The following is a 19,763-nucleotide window of genomic DNA, read 5'->3' as shown; positions in this document are numbered from 1 at the left end:
GGTTGATAGGCCAGATATGGAAGCGCCGTAAGGTGTGGAGTTGACTGGTACTAATAGGCCGAGGGCTTGTCCTCAGTTGCTCGCGTCCACTGTGTAGGTTCTGAAGTAACGACCGTTGAGTCATGCTCCGGTTGGTTAACTTCATAGTGTTTCGGTGGTCATAGCGTTAGGGAAACGCCCGGTTACATTTCGAACCCGGAAGCTAAGCCTTTCAGCGCCGATGGTACTGCAGGGGGGACCCTGTGGGAGAGTAGGACGCCGCCGAACAAATTTTGAAATAGCCTCGTCCCGAGTTGAAGTAATTCAACTCGGGACGAGGCTTTTTTGCGTTTCAGGGAGCGTTGCGTGGGTGTGTGACCGTCGGCCGGCGGGCCGGGGCGTGGGGGTGCGGTGGCAGGTCGTGGTGCTGGCGGACGTGTGTGACGTAGATCGTCGTTGTGTTTCTAGGTCGCGTGACCTAGTCTCGGGGTTGTGGACGATGACATCCAGCTTGATGTGACGGGCCCGGTTCTTGTGGTGGGCGGCTACGGGACCGTTGGCGGGGATTTGGCGCGGTTGGCGGCGGGTTCGTGGCCGTTGCTCCTGACGGGGCGTACGCCGGAGCGTGGGCAGGCGCTGGCCGAGGAGGTCGGCGCGTCGGTGCGGCGGTGGGATCTGAGTGATCCGGAGCCGTTCTCGGCGAGGGTGCGGGCCGTGATCAGTACGGTCAACGACCCTGAGGACCGGGTGCTGTTGGCGGCGCTCCGTGGTGGTGTGCCGTATGTGGACATCACGCGGTGGACGGCGCGGTTGCAGCGGGCGGTGGCGGTGGCGGCGGTGCACCCGCCGAAGGCGCCGGTGCTGTTGTCGTCGAGCTGGATGGGCGGGGTGACGGCGCTGGTCGCGGCCGCGCTGGCGGCCGAGGTCGGCGGGGCGTCGGCGGTGGAGATCGCGATCCGGTACGACCTGAAGGACCGGGCGGGCACGGACTCGGTGGAGTTCATGGACCGGCTGGGGCTGGACTACGAGGTGACCGAGGGCGGTCAGCGGCGGATGATCATGCCGTTGTCCGGGGCCGGTTATGTGGCCATCGGGGAGCACCGGACGAAGGTCGCGCGGATCGACACGCCCGAGCAGTTCACGTTGCCGCTGGTGCTGGGGGTGGACACCGCCCTCACGCGGATCGGGTTCAGTGCCAACTCGTCGACGTCGACGCTGCTGGCGCTGAAGAAGACCGGGTTCTTCCGGTGGGGGCGTGGCGAGAAGTTCCAGTCGACGCGGCGTTCGATGCTGTACTCGCCGGGCGAGGGCGGCAGTGCGTGCCTGCGGATCGATGTGCGCGGGCGGGGTGGGCAGCGGCGTACGGCGGTGCTGACGGATCCGGCCGGGCAGGCCCATCTGACGGCGCTGGGCGGGCTGTTGGGGCTGCGCCGGGTGCTGGGTGAGGACGGGGCGGCCGCGCCGCGCGGGGTGGTGTTCCCGGAGATGACGCCGGTGCCGCAGGACGTCGTGGCGGCGCTGGAGAAGGCGGGCGTCGGGGTCGAGCTGTCATGAGCGAGGAGAAGGACGGCGGGGCCGGGAAGGGCTCGACGCTGACGCGGCAGGGGAGCATCCGGCGGACGAGTCTGCTGGACGCGGCCGAGGCCGTGCTGGTGGCCAAGGGGGCGGATGCCTCGTTGCGGGCGATCGCCGGTGAGGCCGGGGTGCGGGTCGGGCATCTGCAGCACTACTTCCCGACCCGGGCCGATCTGATCAAGTCCGTGCTGGAGCGGGCGTTGGAGCGTTCGCTGGAGCGGCTGGCGGAGACGACCGGGCTGCGGATGGTGCGGGACGACCCGTCGGCCATCGAGCTGTCGGAGGGGCACACGAACCCCGACGAGGTGGTCGGGGTGGTCCTGGCCGAGCAGGAGGATCCGCAGCTGGTCCGGCTGTATGTCGAGGTGTGGGCGCTGGCGGCGCGGGACGACGAGATCGCCACCGTGGTGCGGGAGTTCTACCGGAAGTACGTGGCCCATGTGGAGGCGTACGTCCAGCAGGGTCGGCCGGACTGGCCGGGTGAGTTCTGCCGGGCGCGGGCGGAGACGTTCGTGGCGCTGGTGGAGGGGGCGGCGCTGATGCGGTCGGGGATCGCCGGCAGCCGGTCGTCCGCGATGGATGCGCAATTGGCGCAGTTTGCCGTGCAATTGCTCCGGGACTGAGCGTTCCGGGGTCAACCAGGGGGAATCAGGGGGAAGTACGTCATGACCGTAGTGGTGGATCTGGCCGAGCTGGCGTCGACGGCGGGGTTGGAGCAGGAGCTGGACCGGCTGGCGAAGAGCCACGGAATCATCCGTACCCGGCAGTTGAACGGGCAGGAGACCTGGACGGTGCTCGGGGCGGCGCTGACGCGGGAGTTGTTGAGTGATCCGCGGCTGTCCAACGACGTGCACCGGCATGCGCCGCACGGTGCGCTGGTGCCGGGGTTGGCGGTGATGCTGCTGGAGCAGGACGATCCGGATCATGCGCGTCATCGTCGGCTGGTGACCGCGGCGTTCGCATCGCGGGCGGTGCGGCAGTTGGAGCCGCGGATCGCGGAGATCACCGACCAGTTGCTGGACAAGCTGGGGGACCGCGGTACGGCGGACTTCATCGAGGAGTTCACGTATCCGATGCCGCTGGAGGTGATCTGCGAGCTGCTGGGGGTGCCGGCGGAGGACCGGGAGCCGTTCCGGCAGTGGGCGATGGACATCTCGGCGGCGCCGTCGCTGGAGGCGATGCAGTCGGCGGCCGCGGAGCTGTTCGGGTACTGCATCGGGCTGATCGGGGCGAAGCGGGAGCGGCCGACCGAGGATCTGCTGAGTGAGCTGATCGCGGCGCGGTTCGAGGACGGGGGTGCGCTGAGTGATGAGGAACTGTCGTCGTTCGCGGCGGTGTTGCTGATCGCGGGGCATGACACGGTCACGAATCTGCTGGCCAATGCGCTGCACGATCTGCTGACGCATCCGGAGCAGCTGGCGGCGCTGCGGGCGGATCCGTCGCTGGTCGGTGCGGCGGTGGAGGAGGCGTTGCGGTTCCGGGGGTCGGCGATGACGACCGTGAACCGGGTGGCGCTGGAGGACGTAGAGGCGGGCGGGGTGGTGATCCGTAAGGGGGAGCTGGTGCGGTTCCTGCTGAACGCGGCGAACCGGGACCCCGAGGTGCGGGCCGATCCGCATGCGTTCGACCTGGGTCGGGCGACCGCGCAGCATCTGTCGTTCGGGGTGGGTCCGCATTTCTGCCTGGGGCAGCGGCTGGCCCGCCAGGAGGCGACGATCGCGCTCACCGAGATCCTGCGGCGGTTCGGCACGCTGGAGCTGGCGGTGCCGGCGGAGGAGGTGCGGTGGTTGCCGTCGGATGCGATCCGGGGGCTGGTGGAGCTGCCGCTGCGGTATGCGCGCTGACGGGTCGGCGGAGGACGGGAGTGGGAACGGTGGGGGGTAGCGGGATGGTGGAGATCCGGGTCGATCGGGACGTGTGTGACGGGCTCGGGCAGTGTGCGCTGGTGGCGCCCGAGGTGTTCACGCTCGATGACGACGAGCAGCTGGTGGTGGCGCCGGAGGTGCCGGAGGGCCTGGCGGGCAAGGTGGCCGCCGCGGTGCGGGCGTGTCCGGTGCGGGCGCTCGTGGTCGAGGGGGCCTGAGCGTTGCGTGAGGTCGTCGTGGTGGGGGCGGGCCTGGCGGGGGTGCGGGCCGCCGGGGCGCTGCGGGACGGGGGGTTCGACGGCCGGCTGACGGTGGTGTCGGACGAGCGGGAACTGCCCTACGACCGGCCGCCGCTGACGAAGCAGGTGGTGGCCGGGACGATGACCGGGGACGACATCCGGCTGGCGGGCGACGGCGAGTTCGGCGCCCGCTGGATCCGGGGGACCGCGGCCGTCGGGCTGGACCGGGAGCGGCGGCGGGTGCGGCTGGCCGATGGTGCGGAGCTGCCGTACGACGGGGTGGTGCTGGCGCCGGGTGCGAGGGCGCGGGAGTGGCCCGGTGCCGGGGTGCCGGGCGGGGCGCTGACGGTGCGGGGGCTGGCGGACGTCCGGCGGTTACGGGCCGAGGTGGACGGCGGGGCCGATGAGGTGGTGATCGTCGGTGCCGGGTTCGTCGGGGTGGAGCTGGCGTCGTCGCTGAGCGGGCTGGGGGTGAAGGTCACGCTGGTGGAGCCGTTCGGTGCGCCGTTGCGGGCGTTGGGCGGCACGGTGTCGCAGGTGGTGACGGAGGCGGCGGGCCGGGCGGGCGTGGCGTTGCGGCTGGGCGTGGGCGTGCGGGATTTCGCGGCGGCCGGGGACGGCCGGGTGCGGGCGGTGGTGCTGGCGGACGGGGCGGAGGTGTCCGCGGCGCTGGTGGTGGTGGCGATCGGGATGGTGCCGGCCACGGGGTGGCTGGCGGGGTCGGGGCTGGCGTTGCCGTCCGGGCGGATCCACTGTGACGAGCGGCTGTTCGCGCGGGCCGCGGGTGGTGTGGGTGGTACGGCGGGCGCGGGTGCGGCGGATCCGGCGGTGGTGGTGGCCGGGGACGCGGCGTGGTGCGAGGCGGTGCGGACGGCGGAGGGGCCGGTTCCGTTGGAGCACTGGAGCAATGCGGCCGCGCAGGGGGAGCTGGCGGGGCGCAATCTGCTGGCGGGGCCGGCGGCGGCCGAGCCGTATGCGCATGTGCCGTCGTTCTGGACGGCGGCGTTCGGTCTGCGGATCCGGTCGGTGGGGCTGCCGGGGACGGGTGACCGGGAGGTGGTGGAGGCCGGGTCCGCGGCGGAGGGGGCGGTGCTGGTGGCGCACTACCGGGGCGAGCAACTGGTGGGTGCGGTGAGTGTGAACCAGGGGAAGCTGCTGCCGGGGTATGCGCGGCGGTTGAATTAGGCGGCCGGGTCGGTTTTCGGGCGGCGCCCGGAACGGAAAACAGGCCCGCGGGTATGTGAATCCCACGTTAAGTTTTTCATTACCACGGAACCTTTTGAGTTGACCCCGCGGGGAAGAGATTGGGTCACGTGACCTATCGCACATTTCCGTGACGCTTCTGGGGAGCTCTGGTAACGTTTTTATCGCGCCTCCGGGAGAGGCGGTGCAGGTTCTTTCGGTGGGCCACGACGAGGTGGTCGCCGACGTATTGCGGCCTGTTCCTGTGTAAGCAGGTATCGGGGGGATCATTTGCTACGGGGGATGGCATGTGTCACGCGTTCAGCGATGTCTGAAGCGATGTCTGAAGCAATTTCCGTAACGACGTCAGGTGGCCGGGCTTCCCGTTTCCCGGGAGAGTGCCCCGGCGTTCAGCGGCCCAGGGCCGAGTGTGCCGCGCTGCCGGCCGCCGCCTCCTGCCGGGCGTACTGAGCAGAATTTTCCGACGGTTTTCCGGTAATTCATTCCGGCTTTGCGAAGCCGTTCTGCGTAAAACCGCCGTGGGCTCAGTCATGTCCTCTCACCGCACTTTCCTGCCGGTTTTCGGCCGGTCGACGAAACGTGCCGCCAGGTAATTTCCGCTGCCGTTTTCCAGCATTTTCCATGGCCGGTAAAAGGTGGCGTGCAGAGTGCTTACGAAACGAGGAGAGAACCATGCAGAACCCTTACGAGGCAGACCGGATCCACGACATCGTCCGCGAGGGACTGGCGCAGGTGCTGGGCAGCAGCGTCGACGAGATCACCGCGGACGCCACCCTCGTCTCCGACCTCGGGGCCGAATCCCTCGACCTGGTCGAATTCCGCTTCGAGATGGAGACCAAGCTCGGCGTGGCACTGCCCAAGTCCAATGTGCTCGACCAGCTGGCGTCGGCGCTCGGCGGGTCGGAGCAGCTCTACGACGAGCGCGGCGGGATCTCCGAGCTGGCCGCCGAGGTGCTGCGGCGCAGCGCGTTCGGCTACAGCGAGGAGCAGGTGCACGCGGGGATGCGCCCGTACGAGGTCGCCGCGGCGGCCACCAGCGCGCACTGGGCCGCGTTCACCCACCGCATCTTCGACCACCTGCCCGAGGTCTGCACCGAGTGCGCCGCCGACAAGGCGCAGATCGCGCCGTCCGGCAAGGTCCAGTGCGCCGGCTGCGGTGCCGCGCTGGAGCCGGCCGCCGGTGACGAGGTGATGGCCGAGGGCGTCCGTGCGGCGCTGGCCGCCCTGGGGCACGCCCAGCCCGTCGGCTGACCCGAGCCGGCCGCCGCCGAAGCCGTTCGACGTGCGAAAGGAAAGCAAGTGAACCCCCATATACCCACCGGGGCCGGTCATGAGGTCGTGGTGACCGGTATCGGCCTGGTGGCCGGTCGACTGACCGACCCCGAGGCGCTGTTCGACCATCTCGCGCAGGGGAACACCCTCATCGCCGAGCACCCGCTCCACAAGGAGTGGGGCGTGCCCTGCGCCGTCTCGGCCCACATCGACCCCGAGGTGCGGCGGTCCCTGGAGGAGGCGGTGCCGCCGGAGGCGGGCCCGCTGGGGCCGGCCGGCACGCTCGCCTGGCACGCCGCCGCCCAGGCCTGGGAGCGCAGCGGGCTGCCGCGGCGCCTCGTGTCCGAGCGCGGCGGTGTCTTTCTGGCCTGCAACCGCATGGTGATGGAGCCCGCCGAACTCGTCTCGCTGGCCGGTCATGTGGACTTCGAGGCGGGCGCGTTGGACCTGGACGGCTACCTCGACGCGGGCGGGCCGGACCCGCGGCGGTACGAGCGGGTCCAGCCGGACACCGCCACCGCGCGGCTGGCCGACTGGTTCGGTGCGGCCGGGGTGCTGGAGACGCACGCGGACGCCTGTGCCGCGGGCGGGATGGCCATCGGCAGTGCGTACCGCTACATCCGCAGCGGCACGCTCGACGTGGCGCTGGCCGGCGGTGCGGAGAGCCTGACGACGCTGTCCTCGGTCGCCGCGTTCTACGGGATCGGTGCGCTGGCGCCCGCCGGGGAGCGGGACGCGGCGGAGCTCAGCCGACCGTTCGACAAGGACCGTTCCGGGTTCGTCATCGGTGACGGCGCCGCGTTCCTGGTGCTGGAGTCGCGGGCGCACGCCGAGGCCCGGGGCGCCCGGGTGCTGGCCCGGGTCGCCGGTTACGCCGGGGTGACCGAGGCGGTGAAGATGACGTCCAGCTCCCGCGACGGCTCCGACTACGCCACCTGCATCCGGGCGGCGCTCGCGGACGGCGGGCTGACCCCGGACGACATCGACCACGTCAATGCGCACGGCACCTCGACCGAGGCCAACGACACCTGTGAGGCGGCGGCGCTGCACACCGTGTTCGGGGAGCGGGTGGGCAGGATCCCGGTCACCGGCAACAAGTCCGCCATGGGCCACTCGCTGGCGAACAGCGGGGCGGCCGAGGCGGTGCTGTCCGTGCTCAGCCTGCAGCGGCAGGCGGTGCTGCCGACCCTGAACTTCCACGAGCCGGACGAGGTGACAGCCGGCCTGGACATCGTCACCGAGCAGCGGCACACGCCGGTGACGGCGGTGCTGTCCAACTCCTTCGGCTTCGGCGGGCAGAACTGCTCGCTGATCCTGGCGCAGGCGGGGTGAGCGGAGCGATGACGAACCTCGATGCGGTGCGGTTGACCGCACCCGGCTTATACACCGCGGCGGGCGCGGACCCCGCGTCGCTGTGGGAGGCCCTGGTGGCCGGCAAGGACACCGGCCGGCCCTACGAACTGCTCGCGGACGCCTGGCCCGGCGCGGGCACCGCCTTCCTCGTCGACGACCCGGACGCGGCGACGCTCGGGGTGCACCGACGGGTGCTGCGCACCTCCGAGAAGCAGGCCCGGATGGCGCTCTACGGGGCGCGGCTGGCGCTGACCGGACCCTCGGTGACCGGCCCGGTGGGCGGTGAGGGCTGGGGTCTGTACCTGGGACTGCCCACCGTCGACGAGCAGTTGCTGCGGTTCTCCGCCCTCGACGGTCTGCGGCGGGCGGCGGACGACTCGCCCGGTGCCGTCGCGGCGCTCTACGGCCGGGAGGTCCCGCCGTTCAGCGGGCTGTCCCACCTCAACAGCACGGCCGCCGCGCACATTTCGGCGACGTTCGGGCTGACCGGGGCGATGGCCGCGTACTCCCCGTTCTCCGATGCGGGCCTTGCGGCCCTGGTCGACGGGGTGCTCTCGGTCGCCGAGGGCGAGAACGAGGCGGCCGTCATCGGTGCGGTCAGCCCGAAGGTGCATCCGCTGCTGTTCCCGCAGTACGAGGAGCTGGGGTGGACCGGTGCCGCCCCCGGGGAGGGGGCCGCGTTCCTGGTCGCCCGGCGCGCCGAGGACGTACCGGCGGCGCAGGACGGGCCGGCGGTGCGGCTGGCCGGTTACGGGCGCGGGTTCGGTGCGGACGGTGCGGACCGTGCCGAGGCGCTCACCGAGGCGGTGCGGGCGGCGCTGGCGATGGCCGGTACCGACGCCGCGGGGATCGGCTGGGTGCTGCCGGACGCCGGCTGGACGGCGGCCGGCGAACAGGCCCAGCGCGCCGCGCTCGGCCAGGTCTTCGGGCCGGCCGGCGGATGGCCCGCGGTGGGCGGGGCCGAGCGCGCCACCGGTGTGCTCGGGCCCGCCCATCCGCTGGCCCACGGGGTGCTGGCGCTGCACGGGCTGGCCACCGGGCGGCTCCTCGCGGACGACGGGGAAACCGTCCGCGAGGAGCCGCTGCCGGTCTCCCGGGCGCTGGTGCTGGCCTGCGGCGCACGCGGTCAGGTGTGTGCCGTCGTACTGGAAGGAGCCGGATCATGAGCCGCCGCGTCGTGGTGACCGGACTGGGTGCCGTCTGCGGACTGGGGCTCGACTGGCAGACCATGTGGGAGGGCCTGTGCGAGGGCCGCTCGGCGATCCGTGGCTGGCAGCCGCCGGGCGTGGACGACTTCCCGGTGCGCTATGCGGCGCCGGTCGACGACGCGGCGTTCGCGGCGCGGTACGGGGCCGACGCGGACCCGGCGGAGCCGCTGGAGCGGCGGGTGCGGTTCGGGCTGGCGGCGGCCGGCCAGGCGCTGGCCGACGCCGGTCTGACGGCCGGGGACGGTGCGCGGCCGGCGGGCCGGATCGGCACCGCGGTCGGCTCGGGCGTACCGGAACGCGATCCGCTGGAGCTGCTGCCGGCCCTCGGCGAGGACGGGCAGCCCAGCTGGCAGGCGCTGTACGCGCGGCGCGACGAACTGGACCGGTCCAGCGGCCTGTTCTGCACCAATGACGCGCTGGCCGCGGGGATCGCGGCCCGGCACCGGCTGCGCGGCCCGGCGCTGAACTTCAGCACCGCCTGCGCGGGCGCCACGCACGCCATCGGGCACGGGTTCCGGATGATCCGGCGCGGTGAGGTGGACGCGATGGTGGTGGGCGGCGCCGACTCGGTGCTGAACCTGCCCACGATGACCGGGTTGCACCTGCTGGGGGCGCCGTCCACGTCCGAGCTGTTCGGGGACCGGCTGTGCCGGGCCTTCGACCGGGACCGCAGCGGTCTGGTGGCCGCGGAGGGTGCCGCGATGCTGGTGCTGGAGAGCGAGGAGAGCGCCCGGCGGCGGGGCGCGACCGTCTACGCCGAGCTGGCGGGGTTCGGCAGTTCCCTCGACGCCTATCAGGTCACCGCGCCGCATCCGGACGGCGCGGGCGCGGCGCTGGCGATGCGCCGGGCGCTGGCCGACGGCAAGGTGGCCCCCGAGGCGGTGGACTCGGTCAATGCGCACGGCACGTCCACGCCCCTGAACGATCCGATCGAGACCCGGGCGATCAAGGACGTCTTCGCCGGTGGCGAGCACTACCGGAAGCTGGCGGTGACCGCCAACAAGACGATGCTCGGGCATCTGATCGCGGCGGCCGGCGCGCCCGAGCTGATCGCGACGGTGCTGTCCGTGCGCGACGGCATCGTGCCCCCCACGCTCAACCTCACGAACCCGGACCCGGCCTGCGATCTCGATTACGTCCCGGACAAGGCCCGGCACCAGGAGGTGTCGGTGGCAGTGAGCAATTCCTTCGGCTTCGGCGGCCTCAACGCCAGTCTGGTGGTACGCGGTTATGACGACTGACCTCCCGAGTACGAACCCCTCGGACGAGCTCCACGACAACAACACCGACCCCCACACCCCCCACGCCTCCGACACCCCCGACGTCTCTTCTGCGTCCTTCGACCCCGACGCGGTCGTCGTCACCGGCATCGGCGCGGTGCTGCCCACCGGGCGCGGCCCGGAGGCGCTGTGGTCGGCCTGGCGGCAGGCGCAGCCGGCGCTGTCGCCGTACCGGGACCCGTACGTGCGGACCCGGAAGATCAGCCACTTCGGGCATGTGCCCGAGGCGCTCCAGGAGGAGAGCCGGGACAGCGTCCCGCACAAGCTGCGCAAGTTCGGGACGCCGTTCACGTTCAACGCGGTGCTGGCCGCGCAGGACGCGATGGCGGCGGCCGGGGAGAGCTGGCAGCAGGTGCCGGAGGAGCGGCGCGGGCTGTACGTGGCGCAGGACGACTCCACCGACCTGAGCGCGGCGGCGTTCCACAAGGCGCTGGACAACGCCCGGACGGACCACTCGCCGGAGGCGGGGGTGAGCATGACGCGGCTGGTGGCGGAGGCGTTCGGCAACGCGGCCACCTTCAACCCGTTCACCGTCATCCGGGCGCTGAACAACAACACCCTCGCGCTGATCAGCATCGCGCAGCGCTTCCGGGGGGACTGTGCGGCGTTCGTCCAGGACGCCGGGGCCGCGCTGGGCGCGCTGCAGCGGGCCGCCTTCACGCTGCGCGAGGGGACCTGCGACACCGCGCTGGTGGTCGGCGCCGGCAGCTACAACGAGCCGCTGAAGCTGGCCGCGCAGTACCGCGCCGGCCATCTGACGCCCGGTGGCTCCGACGGGGCGGCGCTGCGCAGCTTCGACGCGGAGCGGGACGGCACGGTGCTGGCCGAGGGTGCGGTGGCGCTGGTGCTGGAGCGGGCCGGGGACGCGGTGGCGCGCGGGGCGCGGCCGCTGGTGACGTTCCTGGGGGCGGCGCTGCGGCCGGCGGTGGACAGCGGCGTGGGCCCGTCCGCGCTCGCCGAGGGCCCGCGCGGGCTGCTGGCCGAGCACGGTCTGACGCCCGACACGCTGGGTGCCGTCCTCGCCGACGGCAAGGGCACGGTCCGGCACGACGCCGCGGAGGCGGAGCTGCTGCGGGCGCTGCTGAAGGACAGCGGGGTGCCGGTCGGCTCGCTGCGGCCGGTCACCGGCACCCTCGGTGCCGCCGGGCCGCTGGCCGAACTCGCCCTGGCGCCGCACCTGTTCGCCACCGGGGAGCTGCCGCAGATCGCGCATCTGCGGACCCCGCCGGACGACGGCACCGACTTCGTCATGGGCGCGCCCAGGAAGCGGCGGATCGACTCCGTGCTGAGTCTGCACAGCACCTTCAACGGGTTCGCCGGCGCCCTGCTGGCCCAGCGGCCGCACACGGACTGACGCACGAGGGGACACCAACACATGTCGCAGTTCACCGAGTTCGTGCAGCCTCAGATGGGCCGGATCTTCACCGCCCTGGGGCTGGACGTGGAGTACGTCCGGGCGGAGGGCAACACCCTCCACCACCGTGACGAGCAGGGCGCCGAGGTGCCCGTCCTGGACCTGATGGGCGGCTACGGCTCGCTGATCCTGGGCCACAACCATCCGCAGATCGTCGCCCATGCGCACGAGCTGCTCGACCAGCGGCGGGCCGTGCACGCCCAGTTCTCGCTGCGGGAGGAGGCCGGCCGGCTCGGCGCCGCGCTCAGCGACGTCGTCCGGCGGGAGACTGCCGTCAAGGAGCCGTACGTCGCGACGTTCGGCAACAGCGGCGCCGAGGCCGTCGAGGCGGCCGTCAAACACGCCGAGCTGGTCCGGGTCCGCGCCGTCATGGAGCTCGCCGGGACGGTCGCCGCCAACGTGGAGCGGGCGCGGGAGGCGGTCGGCCGGGGCGAGGCCGTCGTCGACGAGGACGCCTTCCGCGCCGCCGCGGTGCGGGAGCGCGCGCCGGAGGGCCAAGGCATCGAGGCGCTGCTGGCGGCGGTCGGGGCGCACAACGCGGCGGCGCTGGCCACCCGGCCGCTGTTCCTGGCGCTGGAGCGGTCCTTCCACGGCAAGCTCGTCGGCAGCGTCCAGCTGACGTACAACAGCGGCTTCCGGGCGCCGTTCGCCAACCTGGGGACGCGGGTGCGGTTCGTGCCGATGGACCGGCCCGAGCTGCTGGACGACATCGCCGCCGAGGAGCGGGTGACGCTGCTCGACGTCGAGACCGACGGCGGGCGGGTCCACGTCGTCGAGCGGGACCTGCCGGTGATCACCGCGTTCCTGGTGGAGCCGGTGCAGGGCGAGGGCGGCATCCACGCGCTGACCGTCGAACAGGGCCGGGCCATCCGGCTGTTCTGCAACAAGGTCGGCACCGCGCTGATCATCGACGAGGTGCAGAGCGGCCTGGGCCGCTGCGGCGCGTTCCTCGCCAGCTCGCTGATCGGACTGCGCGGCGACTACTACACGCTGTCCAAGTCGCTCGGCGGCGGCCTCGCGAAGATCTCCGCGATGCTGGTGCGGAAGTCGCTCTACCAGGGCGAGTTCGACATCATCCACAGTTCCACGTTCGCCATGGACGACTTCTCCTCGGCCGTCGCCCGCAAGGTCGTCGAGCTGCTGGAGGCCGGCGACGGACAGCTCTACCGGCAGGTCACCGAGCGCGGCGAGAAGCTCACCGCGATGCTGGAGGACCTGAAGGCCGCCTACCCCGACGTCATCGAGGATGTCCGCGGCAAGGGCCTGTTCCTCGGCGTGCAGCTGCGCGACCAGGGCGGGGCCCGCTCGATGGTGCTGCGCGGCAGCGCCTACACCGGGTCGCTGGGCTATCTCCTCTCCGGCTACCTGCTGCGGCAGGAACGCATCCGGATCGCGCCGACCGGCAGCGCCGGCAACGTGCTGCGCATCCAGCCGTCCGCGTACCTCACCGACGAGGAGATCGAGCAGCTGCGCGGGGCGCTCACCCGGCTCTGCCGGATCCTGCGCTACGAGGACACGCTGCACCTGGTCCACCCGGCCAGCGACCGCCGGATCCCCAAGCCGCGCGCCGAGATCCGGGACTTCCGGGGCGCGCTGCCCGGCTACGAGCAGGGTGCGCCGCGGCCGGTGACCGGGCCGGTGCGCAAGGTCGCGTTCCTCAACCACCTGATCGAACCGGCGCACCTGCGGCAGGTCGACCCGGCGCTCGCCGACCTGAGCGACGCCGCGCTGCGCTCGTTCGTGCTGGGCATGGACCCGGTCAAGAAGGCCGCGCCCTATCCGGGCGTACGGATCGACTCGCCGCTGGGCAGCGCCGTGGAGTTCGCGCTGTACCCGCTGATGGTGTCGTCGGAGCAGATGGGCGGCTACCTGGCGTCCGGTGACGTGGCGGGGATCCGCGCGGACATCGAGGAGCGGGTGCAGGCGGCCCGCGAGGACGGCTGCGCGGTGGCCGGCCTGGGCATGTACACCTCGATCGTCACGCACAACTGCACCTCGCTGAAGGTCCCCGGCATCGCTCTGACCAGCGGTAACGCGCTGACCGTGGCGATGGGCGTGCAGGCGATGGAGCGGGGCGCGGCCGACCGGGGCTGGAAGGTCGAGGACGCCACGCTGGCCGTGGTCGGTGCGGCCGGCAACATCGCGTCGGTCTACAGCCAGCTGTTCGCCGAGCGGCTCGGCCGGATCGTGCTGGTCGGCAGCCGCCGCGACGGCTCCGCCCGGCGGCTGGCCCACACGGTGCACGGCATCTACCAGGAGTGCTGGTCGCGGATCGCGGCCGGCGGCGAACTGGCCGGCATCCCGGCGCGGCTCGCGGAGGAGCCGCTGATCACCAAGTGGCTGGCCGAGGGGCCGGGCGGCGACGACGCCGGGCGCGGCCGGGCCATCGCCGAGTACCTGACGGAGCGGTACGGCAGCGACCCGTTCCTGACCGTCACCCAGGACAGCGCGGCGCTGCGCGAGGCGCAGCTGGTGCTGGCCGCCTCCAACAGCCCCGAACCGTTCCTGACCGGCGAGCACTTCGCCGACGGCGCGGTGATCTGCGACATCGCGGTGCCCAACAACGTGGTGCCGGGCGTGCCCGAGCAGCGGCCGGACCTGGCGTACATGCTCGGCGGGATCGTCGCCACCCCGAACGGCGAGAGCCTGCACCCGTCGGCGCGGGCCTTCCTGGAGGCCGGCCAGCTGTTCGCCTGCATGGCGGAGACCGCGCTGATGGGCCTGGCCGGCCTCACCCACCACTACTCGTACGGGAACATCAGCCGCCAACAGGTCATCGACATCGCGGCGCTGGCCGAGGCACACGGGCTGCGGCTGGCCGACTACAAGAGCGCCCACTCGGTCTGAGGACCGGACGTGACGGACCTGCGGGAGGACAACATGGAATTCGAAGGCCAGGTGGCGCTGGTGACCGGCGGCAGCCGGGGCATCGGCCGGGCCATCGCCCTGAAACTGGCGGAGGGCGGCGCGGACATCGCGCTTAACTACCGCAGCGCGACCCGCGAGGCGGAAGCGGCCGCCGAGCAGATCGCCGCACTCGGCCGCCGCGTCGAGCTCTTCCAGGGGGACGTCTCCGACCCCGACGTGCCGCAGCAGCTGGTAGCGGGCGTACGGGCCGCCTTCGGGCGGATCGACGTGCTGGTCAACAACGCCGGCATCACCCGCGACGAGCTGCTGGTCAACCAGAGCCTGAAGGACATCGAGCAGGTGCTGGCCACCAACCTGGTCGCGCCGATGCTCACCGTCCAGGCCGTGGCGCCGCTGATGATGCGTCAGCGCTACGGCCGGATCGTCAACATCTCCTCGTCGGCCGCCTCCAAGCCGGGCCGCGGGCAGTCCAACTACGCGGCGGCCAAGGGCGGCCTGGAGGCGTTCACCAAGGCGATGGCGGTGGAGCTGGCGTCCCGCGGGATCCTGGTCAACGCGGTCGCCCCCGGCGTCATCAACACGGAGATGACCGACGCGATCCGCAGCCACGGCGAGGACGAGATCATGCGCCGGCTGCTGGTGAAGTCCTACGCCGAACCCGAGACCATCGCCGACGCCGTGGCGTACCTGGCCGGCCCGCGCAACACGTACGCGACGGGCGAGGTGCTCCACATCGACGGCGGCCTGAAGATGGCGTGAGGGGACCACGATCATGACCGATGACATGACAACGGCCGGGATCGCCGGCCTGCCGGGCGGCGGCCCGGTGCCCGGCGAACTGGCCGGGAAGACCGCGGTGGTGACCGGCGCGGCCCAGGGCATCGGCCGGGAGACGGCCCTGCTGCTGGCCGAGGCCGGCGCCGCCCGGCTGATCCTCCTCGACCGGGACGCCGGGCAGCTGGAGACGGTCGTCAAGGAGGCCGCCGACCTCGGCGCCACCGCCGTGGCCGTCGCCGCGGACCTGCGCGACCGGGAACTGGTCCGCACCCGGCTCCGCGCCGAACTCCGGGCCGCCGGCACCCTCGACATCCTCGTCAACAACGCCGGCGTGGCCGACGAGAACGGGCCCGACGACGAGACCACCTGGCTGCGGGTGCTGGACATCAACCTGCACGGCACCTTCGCGGTCACCGCGGCCTGCCTGGAGTACCTCGTCGACCACGGGCGGATCGTCAACGTCTCGTCGATCCTCGGCAAGGCCGGCAAGATGCGGAACACCGCCTACTGCGCCTCCAAGCACGGCCTGATCGGCTACACCAAGGGCCTCGCCCTGGACCTCGCGGCCCGCGGCATCACGGTCAACGCGGTCCTGCCGGGCTGGATCGACACGCCCATGCTGCGTCGCGAACTCACCGCGCAGGCCGAGGAGATCGGCGCCGACCCGGCCCGGATGCTGCGCCAGGCCCGCAAAAGCATCCCGCTGCGCCGGCTCGTCGAGGCGCGGGAGGCCGCGGAGCTGATCGGCTTCCTGGTGTCCGGCCGGGCGTCGGCGATCACCGCGCAGAGCCTGACCGTCGACGGGGGCTACACCCGTGGAATGTAGCCGGTGGCTGCGCCGGCTGGGCCCGGCGCCCGCCGCGGACGGGGCACCGCCGGCCGCCCGGGTGGTGTGCTTCCCGCACGCCGGCGGTGGCGCGGCCGCGTTCCGGCCGCTCGCCAAAGCGGTGGCGGCCGCCACCGCCGAGGCCGCGGCCGGCCCGTACGAGGTGCTGGCGGTGCGCTACCCGGGCCGCCACGACCGCCTCCGCGAGGAGCGCCTGGAGGACCTGCGCGAACTGGCGGCCCGGGCCTGCCGGGGGCTGCTGCCGCTCACCGGACGGCAGCCCCTGGTCCTGCTCGGGCACAGCATGGGCGCGCTGATCGCCTACGAGGTGACCCGGTTGCTGGAGGGGGCGGGCGCCGGCCGGCCGGTGCGGCTCGTCGTCTCCGGCGCCTGGGCGCCCTCCCAGGTCCGCGGCGGCACCGTCCACCTGCGCGACGACGACGGGCTGATCGAGGAGATCCGGCGCACCCGGGGCACCGACCCCCGGGTGCTGGACGACCGGGAGCTGCTGGCCATGGCGCTGCCCGTGGTCCGCAGCGACTACAAGGCCGTCGAGACCTACCGGCACCGCCCCGGCCCGCCGCTGGCCACCCCCGTCACCGCCCTGGTCGGGGACGCCGACCCGCTGGTGACGGTCGACGACGCGGCGGCCTGGCGGGCGCACACCGCCGGGGATTTCCGGATGCGGATCTTCCCGGGCGGCGACCACTTCTACCTCACCCGGCACTGGCCCGATCTGGCGCGGGCCGTCGTCGGGGCGCCGGACCCGCAGGCGGCGGACCGGCCGGCTTCAGACCGGCAGGGAGCGGTGCGGCCAGCGGGCCCGGGCCTGCTCCGGGGAGCGCAGGGTCGCGAGTGTCAACAGGCCGCGGGTCCGGCCCGCCTCCAGCAGGTCCGGTAGCGCGGGCAGCGGCGCGAGGGCCGCGATGTCGTCCAGGACGAGGGTGAGTGGTGGGTCGAGCCGACCGGCGGATGACCGTTCGGCCATGCGGCGGCCGTGCTCGACCACGTACGAGAGGAGTGCGGTGAGCAGCGGCATCGCACCCGGGTCGGTACGCGGATCCTCGACGGGCTCGCCTACCACGTAGAGCGTTCCCCCTTCGTCGATGAATGATTCGAGAAGCAGCGAATCGGCGCGCAGCGGATTGCAGGCGTCGCGGATGTGGATCGACGACAGCGCACCCAGCGCCCGCCCGACCAACTCCTTGGCGACCTCCCGGCGTTCGGCGTGCGCGGTGAGCACCGACTCCAGCTCACCGGCCTGCCCGGCGGACGCCTGGGCGCTGGTGCGCAGGATCCGGACCGGCTCCTGCGCGCCGCCCGCGGCGTGCGCCCAGCGGTGCAGCTGCCGGAACGGCCGGCCGTCCACCGCCGCGGCGTGCAGCCAGCAGCGCAGCAGCGTCTGCGCGGCGTCCGCGAGCGCCGAGTCCAGGGAGCCGGCGGGGCGTACGGGGGCCAGCAGGGCGGCGGCGCGGGCGGTCGCGGTGGCGAGGTCCTCGCAGCCGGCGGTGGGCGACCAGCGCATCCGGGCCGGGGTGTCGAGGCGGTGCGTGGGGTCGTAGGTCAGCAGCGGGCCGAGCTTGGCGCGGGCGTCCTTGGTCCCGGCCCACAGGGCGGGGTCCGTGGTGGCCACGACCAGGGCGCCGGGCGCGGCGGCCGCGACGGCACCGGCGGCACTCCGCGCGGCGGCCCGGTCGGCGGTGAACTCGACGCGGGGCAGCGCCGGTTCACCGGGCGCGGCGACCGCACCGGGCGCGCCCGGGGACGCGGTGCGCTGCTCGGGGACCGGGCCGGGCGGGGCGGGGGCCGCCGCATCGGCCGGTGTGACGGGAACGGCCGGCGGTTCCGGAGCGGCCGGTGCCTCCTGGGCGGCCGCGGTCGGTACGGCCGGGGCTTCCGGGGCGGCCGGTACGGGCTGGGCGACGGGGGCGGCCGGGGCGGCCGCCGCGACCGGAGGGGCCGGTGCGTCCTCGACGAGCCCCGCCCGCGCCGCCCTTGCCGCCGCCCGGGCCTTCGCCCGGCGGACGGCCCGTACGGAGCGGTAGCGGGTGACCGTCCCCATCGTGAAGATCGTCAGGACGAGCAGGACCATCAGCTCGCCGATCAAGATGCCCCAGAACAGGCCGTACCCGGAGAGCTGGCCCTTGGGGGTGCCCGGCCAGGCGGCGGCCATGTCGTGCGGCGCGGACACCAGATGGCGCAGGGCCAGCGGGGTGCCGGAGTAGTCCACTCCCCTCGGCCAGGCGCCGTGCGCGAACAGCCCGGCCAGCCCGGTCGCCGTCCACACGAGCAGGGTCAGGCCCAGCAGGAAGGCGAGCAGCCCGACCAGCAGGGAGTCCGGGATGCCCCGCCCCCGCCCGCCGCCGTACCGTTCGCCGTGCCGTTCGCCGTGGCGTCCGTCGTACCGTTCGCCGTGCCGTCCGTCGTAGGGTCCGTCGTCGTCGTATCCGCGCGTCACGCCACCGTCTCGCTCGACTCGTCTCTCCACCGGCGCTCCCTCGCCATCGCCCGGGCGCGCTCCTCGGCCTCCGCGTCCGCCGCCGCGTCGAGGGCGGCCCGGGTGTCGTCCGCCGGCAGCGGGGACGACTCGGTCATCGCCCGGTCGGTGTAGACCAGCGGGCGTTCGGCCTCCGTGATGAGGTGCTTGACGACCTGGACGTTGCCGTTGACGTCCCAGACCGCGATACCGGGCGTCAGGGTCGGGATGATCTCCACGGCCCAGCGCGGCAGGCCCAGCACCCGCCCGGTGGCCCGCGCCTCGTCGGCCTTCTGCGCATAGATGGTCCGGGTCGAGGCCATCTTCAGGATCGCCGCGGCCTCCCGCGCCGCCGCGCCGTCCACCACGTCCGACAGGTGGTGGACGACCGCCACGAACGACAGGCCCAGCCGGCGGCCGAACTTCAGCAGCCGCTGGAAGAGCTGGGCCACGAACGGGGAGTTGATGATGTGCCAGGCCTCCTCGACCAGGAAGATGCGTTTCTTCCGGTCGGGGCGGATCCAGGTGTGTTCCAGCCAGACGCCGACGATCGCCATCAGGATCGGCATCGCGATGGAGTTCCGGTCGATGTGCGAGAGGTCGAAGACGATCAGCGGGGCGTCCAGGTCGATGCCCGCCGACGTCGGCCCGTCGAACATGCCGCGCAGGTCACCGTCGACCAGCCGGTCCAGCACCAGCGCCACGTCCAGGCCCCAGGCCCGTACGTCGTCTATGTCGACGTTCATCGCCTCGGCCGACTCGGCCTCCGGGTGCCGCAGCTGCTCGACGATGTCCGTCAGCACCGGCTGCCGGTCGGTGATCGTCTCATTGACGTAGGCATGGGCGACCTTGAGGGCGAAACCGGCCCGCTCGTCGAGGCCATGGCCCATCGCCACCTCGATGATCGTCCGCAGCAGGGCCAGCTGGCCGGTCGTGGTGATCGACGGATCGAGCGGATTGAGCCGGATGCCGCCGTTGAGCGCGGCGGTCGGGTCCAGCCGGATGGGAGTTATCCCCAGCTCCTGGGCGATCAGGTTCCACTCGCCGACGCCGTCCTCGCCCTGCGCGTCGAGCACCACGACCTGCCGGTCCCGGAACCGCAGCTGCCGCAGTACGTACGTCTTCTCCAGCGCGGACTTGCCGTTGCCGGACTCGCCGAGCACGAGCCAGTGCGGGGCCGGCAGCTGCTGGCCGTACAGCTGGAACGGGTCGTAGATGTAGCCCTTGCCGCTGTAGACCTCACGGCCGATGATCACGCCGGAGTCGCCGAGGCCGGGCGCGGCGGTGGGCAGGTAGACCGCCTGGGCCTGGCCGGTGGAGGTGCGTACCGGCAGCCGTGTCGTCTCCACCTTCCCGAACAGGAAGCTGGTGAACGCCTCGGTGAGCGCTCCGAGCGGATCGAGCATGGCCATGACGTACGCGCCTCCC

Annotated in this window: 16 protein-coding genes and 1 rRNA gene; 15 read left to right on the top strand and 2 right to left on the bottom strand. The window is 72.7% G+C overall.

The genetic code is table 11. The features are described from left to right. Positions 1-150: 150 nt before the first annotated feature. The 15 genes from rrf to ACZ7MX_RS08550 all read left to right on the top strand — a co-directional run bounded on the left by rrf (position 151) and on the right by ACZ7MX_RS08550 (position 16,760). Positions 151-267 (top strand): 5S ribosomal RNA (gene rrf / locus ACZ7MX_RS08620). Positions 268-471: 204 nt separating this feature from the next. Then, entirely contained in the window at positions 472-1,533 is a 1,062-nt protein-coding gene (locus ACZ7MX_RS08615; RefSeq protein WP_472130539.1) for a saccharopine dehydrogenase family protein, read from the top strand. Further along, positions 1,530-2,177 carry a TetR/AcrR family transcriptional regulator gene (locus ACZ7MX_RS08610; RefSeq protein WP_472130537.1) on the top strand — a complete coding sequence of 216 codons (648 nt, stop codon included), beginning with the start codon at positions 1,530-1,532 and terminating at the stop codon, positions 2,175-2,177. Before ACZ7MX_RS08615 ends, ACZ7MX_RS08610 begins: the two co-directional genes overlap by 4 nt. 42 nt (positions 2,178-2,219) lie before the next feature. Next, on the top strand, positions 2,220-3,398 hold the full coding sequence (locus tag ACZ7MX_RS08605) for a cytochrome P450 family protein (protein WP_472130535.1): 1,179 nt from the start codon (positions 2,220-2,222) through the stop codon (positions 3,396-3,398). 44 nt (positions 3,399-3,442) lie between these two features. Then, a complete protein-coding gene (locus ACZ7MX_RS08600; RefSeq protein WP_199816484.1) occupies positions 3,443-3,637 on the top strand; it encodes a ferredoxin in 195 nt (64 codons plus the stop codon). Between the two features lie 3 nt (positions 3,638-3,640). Further along, a complete protein-coding gene (locus ACZ7MX_RS08595) occupies positions 3,641-4,843 on the top strand; it encodes an NAD(P)/FAD-dependent oxidoreductase (protein ID WP_472130533.1) in 1,203 nt (400 codons plus the stop codon). 690 nt (positions 4,844-5,533) lie between these two features. Beyond that, a complete protein-coding gene (locus ACZ7MX_RS08590; protein WP_472130531.1) occupies positions 5,534-6,112 on the top strand; it encodes an acyl carrier protein in 579 nt (192 codons plus the stop codon). Positions 6,113-6,160: 48 nt separating this feature from the next. Continuing rightward, positions 6,161-7,465, top strand: coding sequence for a beta-ketoacyl-[acyl-carrier-protein] synthase family protein (locus ACZ7MX_RS08585; RefSeq protein ID WP_472130529.1), 1,305 nt, complete (start codon positions 6,161-6,163; stop codon positions 7,463-7,465). 8 nt (positions 7,466-7,473) lie between these two features. After that, the gene (locus ACZ7MX_RS08580; protein WP_472130527.1) at positions 7,474-8,652 is read left to right on the top strand and encodes a beta-ketoacyl synthase N-terminal-like domain-containing protein; all 1,179 of its coding nucleotides are present in this window, start codon (positions 7,474-7,476) and stop codon (positions 8,650-8,652) included. Further along, the gene (locus ACZ7MX_RS08575) at positions 8,649-9,935 is read left to right on the top strand and encodes a beta-ketoacyl-[acyl-carrier-protein] synthase family protein (protein WP_472130525.1); all 1,287 of its coding nucleotides are present in this window, start codon (positions 8,649-8,651) and stop codon (positions 9,933-9,935) included. Before ACZ7MX_RS08580 ends, ACZ7MX_RS08575 begins: the two co-directional genes overlap by 4 nt. Further along, positions 9,925-11,328: a beta-ketoacyl synthase N-terminal-like domain-containing protein gene (locus ACZ7MX_RS08570; RefSeq protein WP_472130523.1), complete on the top strand. Its 1,404-nt coding sequence runs from the start codon at positions 9,925-9,927 to the stop codon at positions 11,326-11,328. Before ACZ7MX_RS08575 ends, ACZ7MX_RS08570 begins: the two co-directional genes overlap by 11 nt. A 21-nt stretch (positions 11,329-11,349) precedes the next feature. Then, a complete protein-coding gene (locus ACZ7MX_RS08565; RefSeq protein ID WP_472130521.1) occupies positions 11,350-14,235 on the top strand; it encodes an aminotransferase class III-fold pyridoxal phosphate-dependent enzyme in 2,886 nt (961 codons plus the stop codon). 9 nt (positions 14,236-14,244) lie between these two features. After that, on the top strand, positions 14,245-15,015 hold the full coding sequence (locus tag ACZ7MX_RS08560; protein ID WP_472130519.1) for a 3-oxoacyl-ACP reductase family protein: 771 nt from the start codon (positions 14,245-14,247) through the stop codon (positions 15,013-15,015). Positions 15,016-15,028: 13 nt separating this feature from the next. Further along, complete coding sequence (locus tag ACZ7MX_RS08555) at positions 15,029-15,859, top strand: SDR family NAD(P)-dependent oxidoreductase (protein ID WP_472130517.1); 831 nt, start codon at positions 15,029-15,031, stop codon at positions 15,857-15,859. Beyond that, positions 15,849-16,760, top strand: coding sequence for a thioesterase II family protein (locus tag ACZ7MX_RS08550; RefSeq protein ID WP_472130515.1), 912 nt, complete (start codon positions 15,849-15,851; stop codon positions 16,758-16,760). The genes ACZ7MX_RS08555 and ACZ7MX_RS08550 overlap by 11 nt, the downstream gene beginning before the upstream one ends. On the opposite strand, the gene ACZ7MX_RS08545 is transcribed toward ACZ7MX_RS08550, so the two are convergent. Both ACZ7MX_RS08545 and ACZ7MX_RS08540 read right to left on the bottom strand, forming a co-directional pair. After that, on the bottom strand, positions 16,650-18,317 hold the full coding sequence (locus tag ACZ7MX_RS08545; protein ID WP_472130513.1) for a type VI secretion protein: 1,668 nt from the start codon (positions 18,315-18,317) through the stop codon (positions 16,650-16,652). The two genes, ACZ7MX_RS08550 and ACZ7MX_RS08545, sit on opposite strands and share 111 nt — an antisense overlap. After that, positions 18,314-19,741, bottom strand: a complete 1,428-nt coding sequence (locus ACZ7MX_RS08540) for an ATP-binding protein (RefSeq protein WP_472130640.1) — start codon at positions 19,739-19,741, stop codon at positions 18,314-18,316. The genes ACZ7MX_RS08545 and ACZ7MX_RS08540 overlap by 4 nt, the downstream gene beginning before the upstream one ends. Positions 19,742-19,763: the final 22 nt, after the last annotated feature.

The sequence above is a fragment of the Streptomyces sp. NPDC107765 genome (assembly GCF_055657085.1).
The sequence above is the reverse complement of the archived record's forward strand: the minus strand, read 5'-3'. Positions and strand labels throughout refer to the sequence as shown.